We start from the raw sequence: 16,483 nt of genomic DNA, 5'->3' as shown, positions 1-16,483 counted from the left end.
GCGAAAGCAAGCGGCGCGTTGTCATTTCCGCGATAATGCCGTTCTTTCGAAGCGGATCATTCGCGTGAACCCTCCGCCGTTGGCGGCGTCTCACGCGCAGCACCTGGCAATTTCTATCCTGATGAGTACCTTTCCCACCCTCGACGCGTGGCTCACGCACCTCGAAACCGCGCATCCGGTCGGCATCGACATGGGGCTGGACCGCATCCGTCAGGTGAAGGACGCGCTGGACCTCAAGTTCGACTGCCCGATCATCACGGTGGGTGGCACGAACGGGAAGGGCTCGACCTGCGCGATCCTCGAAACGATTCTGCTCAAGGCGGGCTATCACGTGGGCTGCCACACCTCGCCGCATCTGCTCGAGTTCAACGAGCGCGCGCGCGTGGACGGCCAGCAGGCCAGCGACGCCGAGCTGCTGCCGCACTTCGAGGCCGTGGAAGCCGCGCGCAATTCGCTCGCCACGCCCGTTACGCTCACGTACTTCGAGTTCACGACGCTCGCGATCATGCATCTGTTCGCCTCGCGCGGGCTCGATGCCGTGATCTTCGAGGTGGGTCTGGGCGGGCGTCTGGACGCCGTCAACGTGCTCGACACCGACTGCGCGATCATCACGAGCATCGACCTCGATCACACCGAATACCTGGGCGACACGCGCGAGAAGATCGCGTTCGAGAAGGCCGGCATCTTCCGTGCGGGCAAGCCTGCGATCTGCGCCGATCCGATGGCGCCGCAGTCGCTCATCGACCATGCCGAGGCGATCGGTGCCGAACTTTGGCTCTTCGGCCGCGATTTCCGCTACGAAGGGCAGCCCGGCAACGAGCGCCAGCAGTGGAGCTACGTGGGCCCGACGATGCGGCGCTCGGCGCTCGCCTATCCGGCGCTGCGCGGCGCGAACCAGCTGATCAACACCTCGGCCGCGCTCGCGGGCCTCGAGTCGCTGCGCGACCGCCTGCCGGTTTCCGCGCAGGACATCCGCCTCGGCCTCGCCAACGTCGAACTGCCTGGGCGCTTCCAGGTGCTGCCAGGCAAGCCTTCGATCATCCTCGACGTCGGCCACAACCCGCACGCGGCGGCCGTGCTCGCGCAAAACCTCGGCAGCATGGGCTATTTCCCGTACACCTACGCGGTGTTCGGCGCGATGCGCGACAAGGACATTGCGGGCGCGATCGAGCACCTGAAGGGCGAGATCGACCACTGGTGTGTGACCGACCTGCCGCTGCCGCGGGCGGCCACGGCCGAACAGCTCGAAGAAGTGCTGCGCGACGCGGGCGTGACGGACGGCGCGGACAGCAGCGTCACACGCTATGAAAATCCCGCTGCCGCGTTCCAAGATGCGCTAAAACGTGCAACCGAAAATGATAGAATTATTGTTTTCGGAAGTTTTCTGACGGTTGCCGGGGTGATGGCCTGGCGAAAGTCGCAGCAACACTGACCGCCCGGCACCGTACGCCGCCCACGTAAGACAGGCCAGGTAGGCCAACAGCAAGCCATACATGGGAATTTTCTCGTTCGGCAAGAAAGATGACGCTGACGCGCCCCGCCGGCGCGGCACCGAGTCCGGCTCCAGCCGGCGCAGCAACCAGAGCACGCGCGTGGAACGGCGCAGCCGCCGGCCGGACCGGTCGGGCGACGCCGAGGCGATGCTGCTCGACCCCACACTCCCTGAAAAGCAACGCGCGCGCCGGCGTCTCGTCGGCGCGATCGCGCTCGTGCTCGCGGCCATCGTGATCCTGCCGATGGTGCTCGATTCGCACCCGAAGCCCGTCACCGACGACATCGCCATCGACATTCCAAGCCGCCCGGTCGACAAGGCCGCCGCGCGCCAGCACGACGCCGAAGACACGCAGGCCGGCGTCGCGCCCGACAATCCCGCAGCCGCTGAAGCGACGCCAGGTGCGTCGGGCCTCGCGGCCGCTTCGGGCGCCGCGGCCACGCAGAGCGCCCAAAGCACGGTCAACACGCCGGCACCGGCTGCCAAAAGGCCCGCACAGGCGGCAGCCGCTCCGGCCCAGTCGACGCAAACCGCCCAAACGCAAAAGCCCGCTGCCAAGCCGGCCGCGTCGGCCAGCGCGACCGTCGCCGCGAACAGCAAGCCAACGACTGCCGCAAACGACGCCGCCGACACCGGCGGCGCAAATGACGCGAAGGCCGAGTCCAGCGCCCCGGCGACGCCCCCGGGCGCGCGTTTCGCGGTGCAGCTCGGCGCGTTCTCGAACGGCACGACGGCGAACAATTGGGTAACGAAGTTGAAAGCGGCGGGAGTACCCGCATATACCGAACAGCGTAAGGAAGCAGACGGCACGACGCGCACGCTGCTGCGCGCGGGCCCGTTCCCGGACCGCGCCTCGGCCACGGCGGCGATTGCCAAGGTGCGTGGCGCCGGCCTGATGGCGGGCTCGAACGCCAACGCGGAATAAGCCGTCGATGTTCACCGCATTCGACTACGCTGTAATGGCGGTGATGGGCCTGTCGGCGCTGCGCGGCGCATGGCGGGGCTTGATCGGCGAGATTTTTGGATTGATTGGCTGGATCGCGGCGTTGCTCGTGGCCTGCCGCTACGTAGATCACGTAGTGCCCTGGATTCCGGCGAACTGGCCGGGCGGGGCGCTGACCCAGTGGCTGATCGCCTTCGCGCTGATCGTCATTGCCGTGGTGCTCGTGGCCGGCGTGGGCAACGCATTGATCGGCCGTCTGGTGCAGGTGAGCGGATTGTCCGGCGTGGACCGTTCGCTCGGGATGATGTTCGGCCTCGTGCGAGGCGTCGTGCTGGTGCTGATCCTCGTCGTCCTCGGCGGGCTGACCGAGCTGCCCCAGCAGGACTTCTGGCGCCACGCGCTGCTTCGGCCTTATGCCGTGCAGGGCGTGCTCGAACTGAAACCGTTGTTGCCCGAGGCGCTCGCGGCCTACGTTCACGTCTGATCAGAAACTGATCGGACGCGATGCGAGGCGCAGCTTCCCGGCAACACTGCCCATTTGCGGCGCTCGACCGGTGTGAATGAAGCCGGGTGACCCGCGACCGATTTCGCTTTTTTGAAGGACCTGCCATGTGCGGCATCGTAGGCGTAGTTTCCCGCTCTCCCGTCAACCAGCTCCTCTATGACGCGCTGCTGCTGCTGCAGCACCGCGGTCAGGACGCGGCCGGCATTGCCACCGCGAACGGCAGCACGTTCCACATGCACAAGGCCAACGGCATGGTGCGCGACGTGTTCCGCACGCGCAACATGCGCAGCCTCCCCGGCACCAGCGGCATCGGCCAGGTGCGCTACCCGACGGCCGGCTCGGCGTCGAGCGAAGAAGAAGCCCAGCCGTTCTACGTGAACGCGCCGTTCGGCATCGTCCTCGCTCACAACGGCAATCTCACGAACTGGCAACAGTTGAAGGAAGAGATGTTCCGTGTGGATCGCCGCCACATCAACACGCATTCCGACACCGAAGTGCTGCTCAACGTGCTCGCGCACGAAGTGCAGCTCGCGACCTCGGGCCTCGAGCTCGACCCGGCCGCGCTCTTCAAGGCGGTTGCGGGTGTGCACCGCCGCCTGCGTGGCTCGTACGCGATCGTCTCGCTGATCTCCGGCTACGGCCTGCTCGCGTTCCGCGACCCGTTCGGCATTCGCCCGCTGTGCATCGGCAAGATGGAAACGCCGGAAGGCACCGAATGGATGCTCGCATCGGAATCGGTGGCGCTCGAAGGCATCGGTTTCGAGTTCGTGCGCGACGTTCGCCCGGGCGAAGCGGTGTTCATCGACTTCGACGGCAACCTCTACTCGCAGCAATGCGCCACGGCGCCGACGCTCAACCCCTGCATCTTCGAACTCGTGTATCTCGCGCGTCCGGACTCGGTCCTCGACGGCGTGCCCGTGTACAACGCGCGTCTGCGCATGGGCGACTATCTCGCCGAGAAGATCAAGCGCGAGCTGCCCGACGTGAAGATCGACGTGGTCATGCCGATTCCCGATTCGTCGCGCCCCGCGGCCATGCAGGTCGCGAACAAGCTCGGCGTGGAATATCGCGAAGGCTTCTTCAAGAACCGCTACGTGGGCCGCACCTTCATCATGCCGGGCCAGGCCATGCGCAAGAAGTCGGTGCGCCAGAAGCTCAACGCCATGGGCATCGAGTTCAAGGGCAAGAACGTGCTGATCATCGACGACTCGATCGTGCGCGGCACCACCTCTCAGGAAATCGTGCAGATGGCGCGTGACGCCGGCGCGACCAAGGTGATCTTCGCTTCGGCGGCGCCGCCCGTGAAGTACCCGAACGTCTACGGCATCGACATGCCCACGCGCGGCGAGCTCGTAGCGCACGGCCGCACCGATGACGAAGTGGCGCGCATCATCGGCGCCGATTACCTCGTGTATCAGGACGTGGACTCGCTCAAGCAGGCAGTGCGCGACATCAATCCGGAGTTGAAGCAGTTCGAGGCTTCGTGCTTCGACGGCGACTACATCACCGGCGACATCACCAGCACTTACCTCGACAACATCGAGACCGCGCGCCTCGCGCCCCAGGCGCAATCGGACCGCGACGCCGCGAGCGACGCGATGGACGGCGGCTCCCGCTCGCAATTGCACCTGCAGCTCTCGGTGGAGTGATCCCTTCGGCAAACGCGAGCGTGAGGCTCGCGTTTGCGCCGATTCCGAAAGCCCGCTTTCTGCCGACGCAAAAGCGGGCTTTTTTGCGCCTGCGCGTGCAGGATCGAAGCCTGATTGTTCAGCACACGGAGAACACGAACATCGACGACACCTTGGCTCGCGGACGATCTCGCACGCGGGCTCGATGCGGCGCAGTAAGTAGTTTTAAGCAGGGGTTGTATCATCGTGGGTCGGGCGCTGCCCGGCCCATTTCCTTTTTTCTTTCCCGTGAGTTCACCATGCCCATTGTCCGTGCGTTGTTCGTCTATCCCGTGAAGTCATGCGGCGCGATCGCGCTCGACGATGCGCAGCTCGGCCTGAAGGGCATCGAGTGGGACCGCCATTGGATGGTCGCCGACGAGAACGGCCGGTTCGTCACGCAGCGCCAGTACGCCGCCATGGCGCGCATCGTGCCCGCGTTCGTCGAAGACGGCGTGCGCCTCACCATGGAAGGCATGAGCGAAGCGCTCCATCTGCCGTTCGCGCCGCGCGGCGGCGAGGCGCGCGTGCCGGCGACGGTCTGGGACGACGATTTCGAGGCGCTCGACGAAGGCGATCACGCGGCGCAGTGGTTCACGCAGGCGATAGGCGTGCCGGTGCGGCTGCTGCGCTTCGCGCATGACGTGACGCGTCTCGCGAGCAAGAAGTGGACGAACGGCGAAGACGCGCCCACGCAATTTGCCGACGGCTTTCCGATTCTCGTGACGAGCGAGGCGTCGCTCGCGCAACTCAACGAGCGCCTCGCGGCGAAGGGCGCGCCGCCCGTGCCGATGGCGCGCTTTCGTCCGAACATCGTCGTCGGTGACATTGGCGACGCATTCGAGGAAGACTTCATCGACACGCTCACCATCGAATCGGCTACAGGCGGCGATGAGGTCGTGCTGCGCTTCGTGAAGCCGTGCGCGCGCTGCCCGATCACGACGATCGATCAGCTATCGGGCGAGCGCGACGCGCAATGGCCCACCGAACCGCTCGACACGCTGGCCGTGTTCCGCGCCGATCCGCGCGTGGACGGCGGCCTCACATTCGGCCAGAACGCGATGGTCGTGACGGGCGCGGGCAAGCACGTGACGGTGGGCGCACGCGCCGAGTGGGAATACCGCTTCGACGATTGAGGCGCGCTTGCGCGCTCAGTGTGACGGCAGCGCGCGCCACTGGCCGGGCGCGAGCCCAAAGCGGCGCGTGAATGCGTGCGTGAACGCGCTTTGGTCGCCGAAGCCGACTTCGAGCGCGATGTCGGTGAGCGAGGCGCGCGGGTCGGCGAGCAGCGTGAGCGCCGTGTCGAGCCGCAGCCGCTGTAAATAGCGATGCGGCGTCTCGCCGAACGCTTCGATAAAAAGCTGATGAAAGCGCCGCATGCCGAAGCCGCAATGCGCGGCGAGATCGGCAATACGCAGCGGCTGGGCGAGATGCGCGCGCAGCCACCGGTCGATGCGTGCGAAGTCCAGCCCGGCAGCCGCGCTGAACTGGGCGCTGGCCGCCACGCCGGTTTGTGCAATGAAAGCCGCGCACAGACGCGCCGAAGCGTCCCAGTGAAAGCGGCGCGCGCGCAGGTCGGCACTGTCGCGCGGCGGCGTGGCTGCGGCGGCGCGCTGCGCGATCTGATTCACGAGCTGCGTGAGCGCGGGGTCGAGGCGCACGGCGCGCGCGGTGTCGAACAGCCGTTCGGGCACCGCGAGCGTTGCCGCGGGCAGGTCGAGCACGAGCTGGCGGTTATCGCCAATACCCATGTAGTCATGCCGTGCGCCCGCCGGAATGAGCCACGCGGAACAACTGTCGATGCGCTCGCCCCGGCCGTTCACGGTCATCTCCATTTCGCCGTCGAGACCGAGCACGATCTGGTGAAAATCGTGCAGATCGGTTTCCTCGATCGCGCCGTAGCGGCGCAGTTCGACGCCGGGCGCGGTGACGGGAGCGTGGTGATGCGGATTCATGATGACCGGTTGCGATTGCAAATAAGGCGAGCGCCGTGAAGCGTCAAGCGGGCATCAGACGTCGAGCAGTTCGACTTCGAACACGAGCGTCGCGTTCGGCGGAATCACGCCGCCCGCGCCGCGCACGCCGTAGCCCAGTTGCGGCGGAATCGTCAGCTTGCGCACGCCGCCCACCTTCATGCCCTGCACGCCTTCGTCCCAGCCCTTGATGACCATGCCGCCGCCCAGCACGAACGCGAACGGGTCGTTGCGGTCCTTGCTCGAATCGAACTTCTGGCCGTCCGTCAGCCAGCCGGTGTAGTGCACGCTGACGGTCTGGCCGGCCTTGGCTTCGGCGCCGGTGCCTTCGGTCAGGTCCTCGTACTTGAGGCCGGATTCGGTGGTCACGATAGACATGGAAAAACTCCTGATTCGGATAGGTTGGACCCGTTATTGTAGGCGCTTTGGAGGGCCGGGCGGGCGGCGGCTCGTCGGGCACGCCAGTTGCTCACTACGCGCTGCCTATAATGGGGACCGCTCGCCCGGCTTGGGGCGAAACACGAGGAATCAGATGTCGACTTCGCAAAACCGTACCGAGCGCACGGCGCGCCTGTGCGCCGAAGCAGCGTTGTTCATGCGCGACCACGTGCTCTCGCGCGTCTCGCATGATCTGCGCAGTCCGCTCAATGCAATTCACAGCTGGGCTTACGTGCTCGAACGCAAGATCGACAACGCCGACGCCTCCGCGCAACGTGCGCTCGGCGGCATTCGCACGGGCGTGGAGCAGCAGGTTCGGCTGCTCGAAACGCTCGTCGATACCACGCGCGCGCAGACGCGCAAGCTGCGTATCGAGCGCGCGCCGTTCGCCGTCGCGGCGCTGCTCGGCGAAGCCGCGGATGACGCCCGCGCCGCGCTCGGCGATGCGCGCGGCGTGACATTCGCCGTGCAGGACGCGACAGGCGCGGCGACGCTCGACGGCGACCGGGAGCGCATTGCGCAGGCGCTGTGGCTGATGCTGGTGTTCGCGGCGGAAACGAGTGCTCAGGGAGCCAGCGTGACGCTCGCGGCGAGCGCGAGCGCCACTGCCGCCCAACTCGAAGTGCAATGGCGCGCCACGCGTGCGGCGCTCACCGACGGCGCGCTGGCGCACGTGCTGGAACCGTTCGCGCGCGCCCAGGCGAGCGAGCAGCAGGAAGCGGGTCGCTACGCCTGGGTGCTGGCGCTGTGCCATCGCGTGGCCGAGGCGCATGGCGGACGCTTCGAGGCGCCGGCTCTCGTGGGCGAGGGCGAGGAGATGGTGCTCGTACTGAATGTGCCGCTGAGCGGCGCGTGAGCAGGGTCGAGCCGGATCGCCCCTGACCGACTGCCGCGTGAGCGGCGGGCCGGCTTGAGCCCGCCGCATCTTTCATCAACCTTGCACCCTTATACTGAGCGCTTCGTCCCTCGGAGCCTTGTGTCTTGATCCAGCTTCTCGCCCTCATCGGGGCGTTCCTGCTCGTTGCCCTCAACGGTTTCTTCGTCGCGGCCGAGTTCGGCCTCGTCAAGCTGCGCGCCACGCGCGTGCAGGCCCTCGCTCAGCAGCACGGCTTGCGCGGCCGCCTGCTCGCCAAGGTTCACGGCCAGCTCGATGCCTATCTTTCCGCGTGCCAGCTCGGCATCACGCTCGCTTCGCTCGGCCTCGGCTGGATCGGCGAGCCGGCGTTCGCGCAGTTGCTCGCGCCGGTGTTCGAACTGCTCGGCGTGCAATCGGCGGAACTCGTGCACGCCATCTCGCTGGTGTTCGCGTTCACGGTCATTTCGTTCCTGCACATCGTGGTGGGCGAGCTTGCGCCGAAATCGCTCGCCATCCGCCAGTCCGAGAAGATTTCGCTGTGGACGGCCATGCCGCTCTACGGCTTCTACTGGACCATGTATCCCGCGATCTGGGTGCTCAATACGAGCGCGAACGCGGTGCTGCGTCTCGCGGGCCTGTCGTCGGAGCACGGCCACGACACGCACTATTCGACCGACGAACTCAAGCTGATCCTGCGCAGCCGCCGCGCCGCCGCCCAGGCCGAGGCCGAGGCGCATGACGCGACGCACGAGCCGCGCGGCGCAAAGAGTGCAAACGGCGCGGTGCCGCTGCTGCCCGCACCCGCCGCGAACGCCTATAGCGCCGACGAATGGAACACGCTTGCCCATTCGCTCGACTTCTCGCGCCTCACCATTTCCGACCTCATGCGGCCGACGCACGAGATGGTGGGCCTGCGCCGCGACCTGTCGCTGCGCGAGAACATGCAGATCGTGGCGCGCCATCGTTTCAGCCGCTACCCGCTGTTCGAAGACGCCGCGGGCGAGCGCGTGGCAGGCCTCATCCACCTGAAGGACCTGCTGCTCGCCCGAGAGGCGGGTAACGCCCTCAGCGATCTCGGCAAGTTCGTGCGCCCCGTGCAATACGTGCGGCCTGAGACGCCCGCACTGGCATTGTTTCGCCGCTTTCGCAAGGGCGCGCCGCATTTCGCGCTGGTGGGGCACAAGAACGCGCGCCCCGTCGGCTTTCTCACGCTCGACAACCTGCTCGGCGCGCTCGTGGGCCAGATTCACGACGAGTTTCACCAGGCCGACACCGACTGGACCCGCATGGACGACGGCACGCTGATGGGCCGCGGCAGCCTGCCGGTGGTGTCGCTGGAGCAGGCGCTCGGCATCGATATCGACGAAGGGCGCGCGGAGTCGGTGGGCGGCCTCGTGATTCATGCGCTCAACGACCTGCCCACCGAAGGGCAGCGCGTCGGGTTCGACCGCTTCGATATCGTCGTGAAGAAAATGAAGGGGCCGCGCATCGTGCTCGTGCGCGTGTATCCGAAAGATCTCGAGGACGAGGGCGGCTGAGCGCGCCTCGCGTGCAGCCTAGCTGCGCGCGAGTGTGGCGAGCACCGCGACGGGCATTGCGCCCAGGATGTCGCGCAGTGCGAGCGTCCCGCCTTCGCGCACCGTGTGCGTGGCGTCGCTGAGCCAGTCGTGCAGCGTGGCTGGCGCGCATCCTTTGGGCAACTCGACGGTCGTATCTTCCCAGCGTTCGGGCGCGACGAGCGGGGTGTCGCCATCCAGCAAGCCCGCCGCGAAGCGTGTGCCGATCACGATGGCCCACGCGTCGCCGTGATGGCGCGCGAAAGCGATCACATGCGAGGCCTGCGCGCCGCTCACCGTAAGCGGCAGATAGTCGCCTTCGCGCAGCAGTTCGGGTGCGCGCGCTCGCAGCGCGAGCAGGCGGTGCACGGTGGCCAGCTTCACCTGGGCGTTGCGCCAGTCCTTCAGCTTCGCGGCGGGCGCCTGCTCATCGAGCGCGGCCGCGCGGGCGGCGTAATCGACGGGCCGCCGGTTATCCGGATCGACGAGGCTAAAGTCCCAGAGTTCGGTGCCCTGATAGAGGTCGGGCACGCCCGGCGAGGTGAGCCGCAGTACCGTTTGCAGCAGCGTATTGAGTGCGCCAGCGGGCGCCACACGCGCGACGAATTCGGCCAGCGCCTGCAGAAAGCCGTCGCGCCGTTGCGGTGCGAGGATATCGAAGAGAAATGCCTGGCACTCCGACTCATAGGTTTCGTCGGGCGAGAGCCAGTTCGTGCGCAGCTTCGCTTCGCGCAACGCCTTGAGCAGCCACGTCGAGACGCGCTCCGCCAGCGCATGCACGCCCGCTTCGTCGCCCGGGTCCAGTTCGGGCGGCCAGCAGCCCACCAGCGTTTGATACAGCATCGCCTCGGCGGCCGGTCCCGGCGACCATGCCGCGCCGGCCGTCCCTTCGTTGCGGCGATGCGTCTGGTTCAGCGTCGACCAGGCGCGCAGCGTGGCACTCCAGTCGAGCGCCATCTCGCTCAATACGGCGAGCCGCGCCCGCACGTCCTCGCCGCGCTTGTGGTCGTGCGTGGCCGTGGCGAGCAGCCCATAAGGACGACGCTGGCGCAGCCGGTTCGTCGCGTGAAAGTCATGCAGCGTGCGCGCGAAATCGTCGGGGTCCGCGCCCACTTCGTTACGCGAGAGCAGGCGGCCGTAGCGATAGAGCGCCGTGTCCTCCGTGGCCTTCGCCGCGAGCGGCGCGGTGAGCTGGGAGAACAGCGCGAGCGCTGTGCGCTGCGCGATGAGCGCGTGGCTGAGCGGCGTATTCCCCTGGTTGCCGCCCGCACCCGCGTTCGCCCCGGCTGGCGCGGCGCGTGGCGTCCTGGCGGCGCTGCCTCCACTGTTGCCGCCGCCGCCGCTGGCGTTGTTCGCGGCAGGTTCGGGGGCGCGACCGCCGAGCCAGCCGTCGACGAGGTCGAGCGCCGCGAGGCTCGCGCGCGGCAGTGCACGGCGCGCGGCGTCGAGCGCAACGTCGAAATAACGGTTGTCGAGCGCGCTGCGCAAACCGTTCGCCGGATAGATCCGGTAGATCGGGAAGTACATGGCCAGATGGGCAGCCACGCGATGCACCGACGCATAGGTGGTGTCGCGCGTGCCCGGGAGTTCGCGCGCGATGCGGTGCAGCGCACGCGTCACGTGGTCGAGTTCCGCGGGCAGATAGGCGGCCAGCATCTCGCGGCGCGCGTCGAGCGCGTAGGCCGCGAACGGCCGGTCGTCGCCGGAGATGGCGGCCCACGCCTCGGCGAGCGGCGCTGCGCCTGCAGGATCGTGCAGCAAGGCGCCCACGTCGTTCATGAAGTCGTAGCCGGTCGTGCCTTGCACGGGCCAGTCGTCGCGCAGCGTTTCGCCTTGCCCGAGGATCTTCTCGACCACGATGTAGGGCGGCGTGGCGCGCAGCGAGGCGAGCCGCTGCCGCAGGCGTTCGCAGTACTCGCGCGGGTCCGCGAGCCCGTCGATATGGTCGATGCGCAGGCCGTCGATCACGCCGTCGGCGTAAAGGCGAAACACGAGCTTGTGCACGGCCTCGAACACGTCGTGACGTTCCACGCGCACGCCGGCGAGCGCGGTGATGTCGAAGAAGCGCCGCCAGTTGATCTCGTCGGTGGCCGTGCGCCACCACGCGAGCCGGAAGTGCTGGCGCTCCAGCAGGCGGTGCAGCCGCTCGCGCGGCACCGGGTCGCCGCTTGCATAGGATTCCAGAACGAAGTCGATGGGGTCCGTGCCGACCCGCTCGACGAACGCGCGCAGCGCGTCGCGACCGGCGCTGGCGCGCGCCTGGTCGTCGGGCTGGGTCGTGAGGCCCTGGAATGGTCCGGCGAGCGTGTTGAGATCGGCGCGGTTCGCGGACTGCAGGAGCGTCGCGTAATCGGTCGGGCAGATCGGGCACACGTGCGGCCCGTACTGCACATAAAAGCGCGCGGCGGCGGGATCGAACTTCAGCTCGATGCGGCCTGCGGCGAGTTCTTCGCCGTACTGGGCGCCGAGAAACGGCATCAGCACCTTGCCGCGCAGGGCGGGGTCGGGCGAGTGCCAGTCCACGTCGAAGTGGCGCGCGTACGCGCTGTGACGTCCCCATTCGAGGATGTCGAGCCACCAGGCGTTGTGGCCGCCGCCCACGCCCATGTGATTCGGCACGAAGTCGGCGATGATGCCCATGCCGCGCTCGTGCACTTTCGCGGCGAAGCGGCGCAGCGCGCCTTCGCCGCCCAGTTCCGCGCTCACCGTGCCGTAGTCGACGGTGTCGTAGCCGTGCATCGAGCCGGGCTGCGCGGTCGTGACGGGGGAAAGGTAGAGATGGCTCACGCCGAGCGCGGCGAAGTAGTCGAGCTGCGCGAGCGCGTCGGCGAACGTGAAGCTGTGATGGAGCTGCAGGCGCAGCGTCGCGCGAGGGTGTGTCATGGCGTCGGCTTCTTTTCGGTCGCACCTGGCGCCGAGCTGGCGGTTGAGTTCGCGGTTGAGTTGGCGTCGCTCGCGCCTGCACCGGCGCTCGGCTCGGCGCGCGTGCGCGCAACGGCCTCGCGTGCGCGTACGACGGCTTCGACGCGCGCGGCCACGGCCGGATCGGCGAACAGCGTCTCGACGGGCAGCGGCAGGCGGCGGCGCCAGTTCGGATGCTCGTCGATCGAGCCGGGCAGATTCGGCTGGTCGGACAACGCGAGCAGGTCTTCGAGCGGGCAGGTGACGAGCGGGCTGTGCGTTGCCGCGACATAGGCGAGCGCGGCATTCACGGGCGGCTCGTCGGCCGGCGGCGGTTCGGTGTCGCGCGGCGCGAGCCCGCTGTGCTGCAACGCATGCCAGAGCGCGACGCGATCCGTCGCGCGCCGCGCGCGGTCGAGCGCGACGGGGTCGCGTCCGTCGGCACGCGGGAGCGTCTGGCCGATGCGGTTGCGCCAGTCGATGTCCGCGCCGCTCCACCAGCCCGCGACGGTCGGCAGATCGTGCGTGGTGGTCGTCGCGACGCCATGCGGGTCCCAGCGCGCGGGCGCGAGAAAGCCCTTGCCGTCGTGCTCGAACCACAGCACGCGAATGCCATACAGGCCGTGCGCGGCGAGCCGCTCGCGCAGCCCCGGCGGCACGGTGCCGAGGTCTTCGCCGATCACGATCGCGCGATGCCGCCACGATTCGAGCGCGATGAGCCGCACGAGGTCGTCGAACGGATAGCGCAGATACGCGCCGTGGCGCGCGCTTTCGCCTTCGGGCACGAGCCAGAGCCTGCGCAGCCCGAGAATATGGTCGATGCGCACACCGCCCGCATGGGCGAAGGCCGCGCGCAGCATGTCGATGAACGCGCGGAAGCCGTTGTTGTGCATGGCGCGCGGCGAGAACGTCGTGAGCCCCCAGCTTTGCCCGGCCTGGTTGAAGATGTCGGGCGGCGCGCCGACCGAAACGCGTTGCAGCATGTCCTGCGGCAGCGACCACGCGTGCGAGCCCGCGCCGTCGCAGCCCACGGCGAGATCGGCGACGAGGCCGATCGCCATGCCGGCCTCGTGCGCGCTGCGCTGCGCGCCCGAGAGCCCGAGCGCTGCGAGCCATTGCAGGAAGCGGTGAAAGTCGACTTCGCGCCGGTGCTCCTGCGCAAACGTCGCCACGTCGGCGCTGCGCGGGTCGCGCAGCGGCTCGGGCCAGTCGCGCCAGTGGCGCTCGCCGCCGGGACCATGCAGCATGGCTTCCTGCAGCGCCTCGAAACGCGCGTGGTCTTCGAGCGCCTCGCCGCCCTGCGCACAGAACGCGGCGAAGGCGGCGGCACGCGGCGAGCCGCTCGCGCGCTCGTCGGCGTCGAAGCGCTCGAACAGCGCGCGCAGCACCTTGAGCTTGAGCGGCAACGCACGCTGCCAGTCCACGAGCGGCGCGGCTTCGAGTTCGCGCCACGCGTCGAGCGCATTCGCGGCCGCGCTCGCGTCGTGCGCGGCCTTGGCGCCGAATTCCGCAGCGGGGTCGATGTGCGCGACATTGACCCACAGGCGCGACGACGGCGAATAGGGGCTGAAGTGACCCGGCTCGGCGCTGAACATCGCGTGGGTCGGGCTCACCGCGAGCGCCTGCGCGCCGCGCCGCGCGCTTTGCGCGGCGAGCGCGGCGAGCGCGCTGTAGTCGCCGATGCCGCCGTCGCCGTTGCGTCGGAGTCCGTACAATTGCGCGGCGAGGCCCCACAGCGGCGGCACTGTGCCGCTGTCGCCGTGACGTGCGCGCCAGGCGTCGGCGACGGTATGGCAGTGCGGCGGCGCGACCGCGATCGTCAGGCGATGGTCGTTGACGGTGAGCGTGTGATAGCCCGGCTCCGCAAGCGGCGCGAGCAACGCGCTCTCGCCGCGCGGCGAGGTGAAGCGGCCCTCGATATGCTCGCCGCTTTCGAGGTCGATCCGATAGTGGCTGCCCGCGCGTACGGCAGAAGGCGGCAGTTCGATCGCGCTGTCGTATTCGGCGGTGATGAGCGGCGGCAGTCGCCGCGTCGACTGTTCCGCATTGAGTGCGGAGGTGCTCTGCCGGATTTGCGTGGCGTTGGCGCAAGGCAGGCCCGCGCATTCCAGCAGAGCGGAGAGCGTGCTGTCGGGAACGCGCTGCACGGCGCCGTGTGCGTCGGTCCATTCGACCTCGAAGCCCGCGCGTGCGGCGAGTGTCGCGAGCGTGTCGCTGCGGCGCGCCGTGCTCATGCGTTGGGCTCCTCGCGATGCACGATGCGCGCGTCGTGTTCGCTCGAGTACTCGGGCACGTTGCCGGTGAGCCATGCAACGCACGCGCTCTCGGGCAGCAGGCCATTTTCGGCAAGGTCGCGCGCACGTGGCGGCGTTTCGAATATCACCATGCCTTCGGGCCGCGGCTCGAGCGGGACGCCGTCGCGGCCCAGGTTCAGCGCGATCGTGAGCGTTTCGCCATCGTCGAGGCGCCAGCGCGCGACGAGCGCGGCGAGACCGTTCGCAGCGTCGTCGGCGAGCACGGTCGCGCCGAGCGCGCGCGCGTGGCGCAAGCGCGGCATGAGCAGGTGCGCCCGCACGCATAGCGCCGACTTATAGAAGTGCATCCATTCGAGCCGTTCGCCGTCGAGCGGCGCGTCGGCCAGCGGCGACGAATTCACGAAGGTCTGCAGATCGTTCGGATCGGGAATGCGCGCCCGGCTCGCTTCGTCGTTGAACGCGCTGAATGCCTTGAATTCGCTGCGGCGGCCTTCGCGTACCGCATCGGCCAACTGGCCGGTGAAGGCGGTGAAAAACTGGAACGGCTGCGTCGAGCCGTATTCCTCCTCCATGAAGAGCAGCGGAATTTGCGGCGAAAGCAGCAGCATTGCCGTGGCCGCGCGCAGGGCGTCGTCGTCGGCCAGCGTGCGCAGCCGGTCGCCCATCGCGCGGTTGCCGATCTGGTCGTGGTTCTGCAGGAACATCACGAACGCGGTGGGCGGCAGGTGCGCGCTCGGTTCGCCGCGCGGCTTGCCCCCGTGCACGGGCGACGGGTCGCCCTGGTACACGAAGCCTTCGCCGAGCACGCGCGCGAGTTTGCCGATGGGCGAATCCTCGAAGGCGCGATAGTAGCCTTCCGACTCGCCGGTGAGCAGCACGTGAAAGCAGTGATGCGCGTCGTCGTTCCATTGCGCGCTGAAGTGCGATTCGAGCAGATTGGCTTCGTTGTGCTCGTTTTCGAGCACGAGGTGCACATGGCGGCCGGACTCGACACGCGCCTTCACGTGGTCGGCCAGCTCGCGCAACCAGTCGGTGTTGCCGATCGCATGTGCAGCGTCGATGCGCAGACCGTCGAAGCGATATTCCGTGAGCCAATAGAGCGCGTTGTCGCAGTAGAAGTCGCGCACTTCGAAGCGGTCGAAGTCGAGCGCTTCGCCCCACGGCGTCTTCACGTCCTGGCGGAAAAACGGTTTGGCGTAGAGGCCGAGCCAGTTCCCGTCGGGGCCGAAGTGGTTGTACACGACGTCGATGAACATCTGCAGCCCCAGCCCATGCGCGGCATCGACGAGCGCTTTCAGTTCGTCAGGACTGCCATAGGCCGCGTGCGGCGCGTAGGGCAGCACGACGTCGTAGCCCCAGCCGCGCTCGCCCGGATAGTCGTTGAGCGGCATGAGTTCGACGGCCGTCACGCCGAGCGCCGCCAGCGCGGGCAGACGTTTCATTACACCCTGATAGCCGCCCAGCGCGCCCACGTGCAGCTCGTAGATCACGGTCTCTTCCCAAGGGCGTCCTTGCCAGTGCGCATGCTGCCAGGCGTACGCGCGCGGGTCTAGCACTTCGCTCGGCCCATGCACGCCCTGCGGCTGGAAGCGCGATGCGGGGTCGGGTACGCGTTGCTGGCCGTCGAGGCAGTAGCGGTACAGCGTGCCCGGCCCGCACGACGCCTGCGCTTCGAACCAGCCGTTACCGGTCGGCGTCATGTCGAGCGGCGGCGCGTCTCTCACGTTCTCGAACACGACCTGCACCGTTTGACACGACGGCGCCCAGAAACGAAAGCGCGTATGCGGCTGCGCGTGCGCCGCGCCGATCAGCTGCGCGCCGAACGGCAGGCAATGCATGTACTGGCGGGCGTGCGGATCGTGCGAAAGCGGGGACATGGTGGATTCCTGGTTGCGTC

12 protein-coding genes are annotated in these 16,483 nt (G+C 68.1%); 7 read left to right on the top strand and 5 right to left on the bottom strand.

The features are described from left to right. The first annotated feature begins 121 nt into the window (after positions 1 to 121). From folC to ACOJB8_RS23380, 5 genes are all read left to right on the top strand, one after another. Complete coding sequence (gene folC / locus ACOJB8_RS23400) at positions 122 to 1,432, top strand: bifunctional tetrahydrofolate synthase/dihydrofolate synthase (RefSeq protein WP_475014560.1); 1,311 nt, start codon at positions 122 to 124, stop codon at positions 1,430 to 1,432. A gap of 61 nt (positions 1,433 to 1,493) precedes the next feature. Continuing rightward, positions 1,494 to 2,417: an SPOR domain-containing protein gene (locus ACOJB8_RS23395; RefSeq protein ID WP_342946975.1), complete on the top strand. Its 924-nt coding sequence runs from the start codon at positions 1,494 to 1,496 to the stop codon at positions 2,415 to 2,417. Positions 2,418 to 2,424: 7 nt separating this feature from the next. Then, positions 2,425 to 2,919 (top strand): CvpA family protein, encoded by a 495-nt coding sequence (locus ACOJB8_RS23390; protein WP_069261374.1) that lies wholly within the window; start codon positions 2,425 to 2,427, stop codon positions 2,917 to 2,919. Between the two features lie 125 nt (positions 2,920 to 3,044). Then, positions 3,045 to 4,589: an amidophosphoribosyltransferase gene (purF, locus tag ACOJB8_RS23385; RefSeq protein WP_069261373.1), complete on the top strand. Its 1,545-nt coding sequence runs from the start codon at positions 3,045 to 3,047 to the stop codon at positions 4,587 to 4,589. Between the two features lie 278 nt (positions 4,590 to 4,867). Further along, positions 4,868 to 5,743, top strand: a complete 876-nt coding sequence (locus ACOJB8_RS23380) for an MOSC domain-containing protein (RefSeq protein WP_475014556.1) — start codon at positions 4,868 to 4,870, stop codon at positions 5,741 to 5,743. Between the two features lie 15 nt (positions 5,744 to 5,758). Here ACOJB8_RS23380 and ACOJB8_RS23375 read toward each other — a convergent pair whose 3' ends face one another. Further along, positions 5,759 to 6,562, bottom strand: coding sequence for an AraC family transcriptional regulator (locus tag ACOJB8_RS23375; protein WP_069261371.1), 804 nt, complete (start codon positions 6,560 to 6,562; stop codon positions 5,759 to 5,761). A 54-nt stretch (positions 6,563 to 6,616) separates the two neighbouring features. Next, on the bottom strand, positions 6,617 to 6,958 hold the full coding sequence (locus ACOJB8_RS23370; protein WP_028202932.1) for an FKBP-type peptidyl-prolyl cis-trans isomerase: 342 nt from the start codon (positions 6,956 to 6,958) through the stop codon (positions 6,617 to 6,619). Positions 6,959 to 7,112: 154 nt separating this feature from the next. Here ACOJB8_RS23370 and ACOJB8_RS23365 point away from each other — a divergent pair, with 154 nt between their 5' ends. Together ACOJB8_RS23365 and ACOJB8_RS23360 are read left to right on the top strand one after the other, a co-directional pair. Continuing rightward, complete coding sequence (locus ACOJB8_RS23365) at positions 7,113 to 7,874, top strand: sensor histidine kinase (RefSeq protein ID WP_069261370.1); 762 nt, start codon at positions 7,113 to 7,115, stop codon at positions 7,872 to 7,874. A gap of 125 nt (positions 7,875 to 7,999) precedes the next feature. Then, positions 8,000 to 9,412: a hemolysin family protein gene (locus ACOJB8_RS23360; RefSeq protein ID WP_069261369.1), complete on the top strand. Its 1,413-nt coding sequence runs from the start codon at positions 8,000 to 8,002 to the stop codon at positions 9,410 to 9,412. An 18-nt stretch (positions 9,413 to 9,430) separates the two neighbouring features. Here ACOJB8_RS23360 and treY read toward each other — a convergent pair whose 3' ends face one another. From treY to treZ, 3 genes are read right to left on the bottom strand one after another with little or no spacing between them, the layout of a single operon-like run. Further along, positions 9,431 to 12,313, bottom strand: a complete 2,883-nt coding sequence (gene treY, locus ACOJB8_RS23355) for a malto-oligosyltrehalose synthase (RefSeq protein WP_475014552.1) — start codon at positions 12,311 to 12,313, stop codon at positions 9,431 to 9,433. Continuing rightward, positions 12,310 to 14,565 carry a 4-alpha-glucanotransferase gene (gene malQ, locus ACOJB8_RS23350; RefSeq protein ID WP_342946980.1) on the bottom strand — a complete coding sequence of 752 codons (2,256 nt, stop codon included), beginning with the start codon at positions 14,563 to 14,565 and terminating at the stop codon, positions 12,310 to 12,312. Before malQ ends, treY begins: the two co-directional genes overlap by 4 nt. Continuing rightward, positions 14,562 to 16,463 (bottom strand): malto-oligosyltrehalose trehalohydrolase, encoded by a 1,902-nt coding sequence (gene treZ / locus ACOJB8_RS23345; protein ID WP_475014548.1) that lies wholly within the window; start codon positions 16,461 to 16,463, stop codon positions 14,562 to 14,564. The genes malQ and treZ overlap by 4 nt, the downstream gene beginning before the upstream one ends. Positions 16,464 to 16,483 lie beyond the last annotated feature (20 nt).

It is taken from the genome of Paraburkholderia sp. BR10141 (assembly GCF_056155635.1).
This window is presented reverse-complemented; position numbering and strand designations above follow the sequence as displayed.

Excerpts from the sequence above, each read along its gene's own strand:
- treZ (WP_475014548.1), bottom strand. The coding sequence starts at position 16,463 with ATGTCCCCGCTTTCGCACGATCCGCACGCCCGCCAGTACATGCATTGC.
- ACOJB8_RS23395 (WP_342946975.1), top strand. The coding sequence starts at position 1,494 with ATGGGAATTTTCTCGTTCGGCAAGAAAGATGACGCTGACGCGCCCCGC.
- treY (WP_475014552.1), bottom strand. The coding sequence starts at position 12,313 with ATGACACACCCTCGCGCGACGCTGCGCCTGCAGCTCCATCACAGCTTC.
- ACOJB8_RS23390 (WP_069261374.1), top strand. The coding sequence starts at position 2,425 with ATGTTCACCGCATTCGACTACGCTGTAATGGCGGTGATGGGCCTGTCG.
- purF (WP_069261373.1), top strand. The coding sequence starts at position 3,045 with ATGTGCGGCATCGTAGGCGTAGTTTCCCGCTCTCCCGTCAACCAGCTC.
- ACOJB8_RS23370 (WP_028202932.1), bottom strand. The coding sequence starts at position 6,958 with ATGTCTATCGTGACCACCGAATCCGGCCTCAAGTACGAGGACCTGACC.
- malQ (WP_342946980.1), bottom strand. The coding sequence starts at position 14,565 with ATGAGCACGGCGCGCCGCAGCGACACGCTCGCGACACTCGCCGCACGC.
- ACOJB8_RS23365 (WP_069261370.1), top strand. The coding sequence starts at position 7,113 with ATGTCGACTTCGCAAAACCGTACCGAGCGCACGGCGCGCCTGTGCGCC.
- folC (WP_475014560.1), top strand. The coding sequence starts at position 122 with ATGAGTACCTTTCCCACCCTCGACGCGTGGCTCACGCACCTCGAAACC.
- ACOJB8_RS23375 (WP_069261371.1), bottom strand. The coding sequence starts at position 6,562 with ATGAATCCGCATCACCACGCTCCCGTCACCGCGCCCGGCGTCGAACTG.
- ACOJB8_RS23380 (WP_475014556.1), top strand. The coding sequence starts at position 4,868 with ATGCCCATTGTCCGTGCGTTGTTCGTCTATCCCGTGAAGTCATGCGGC.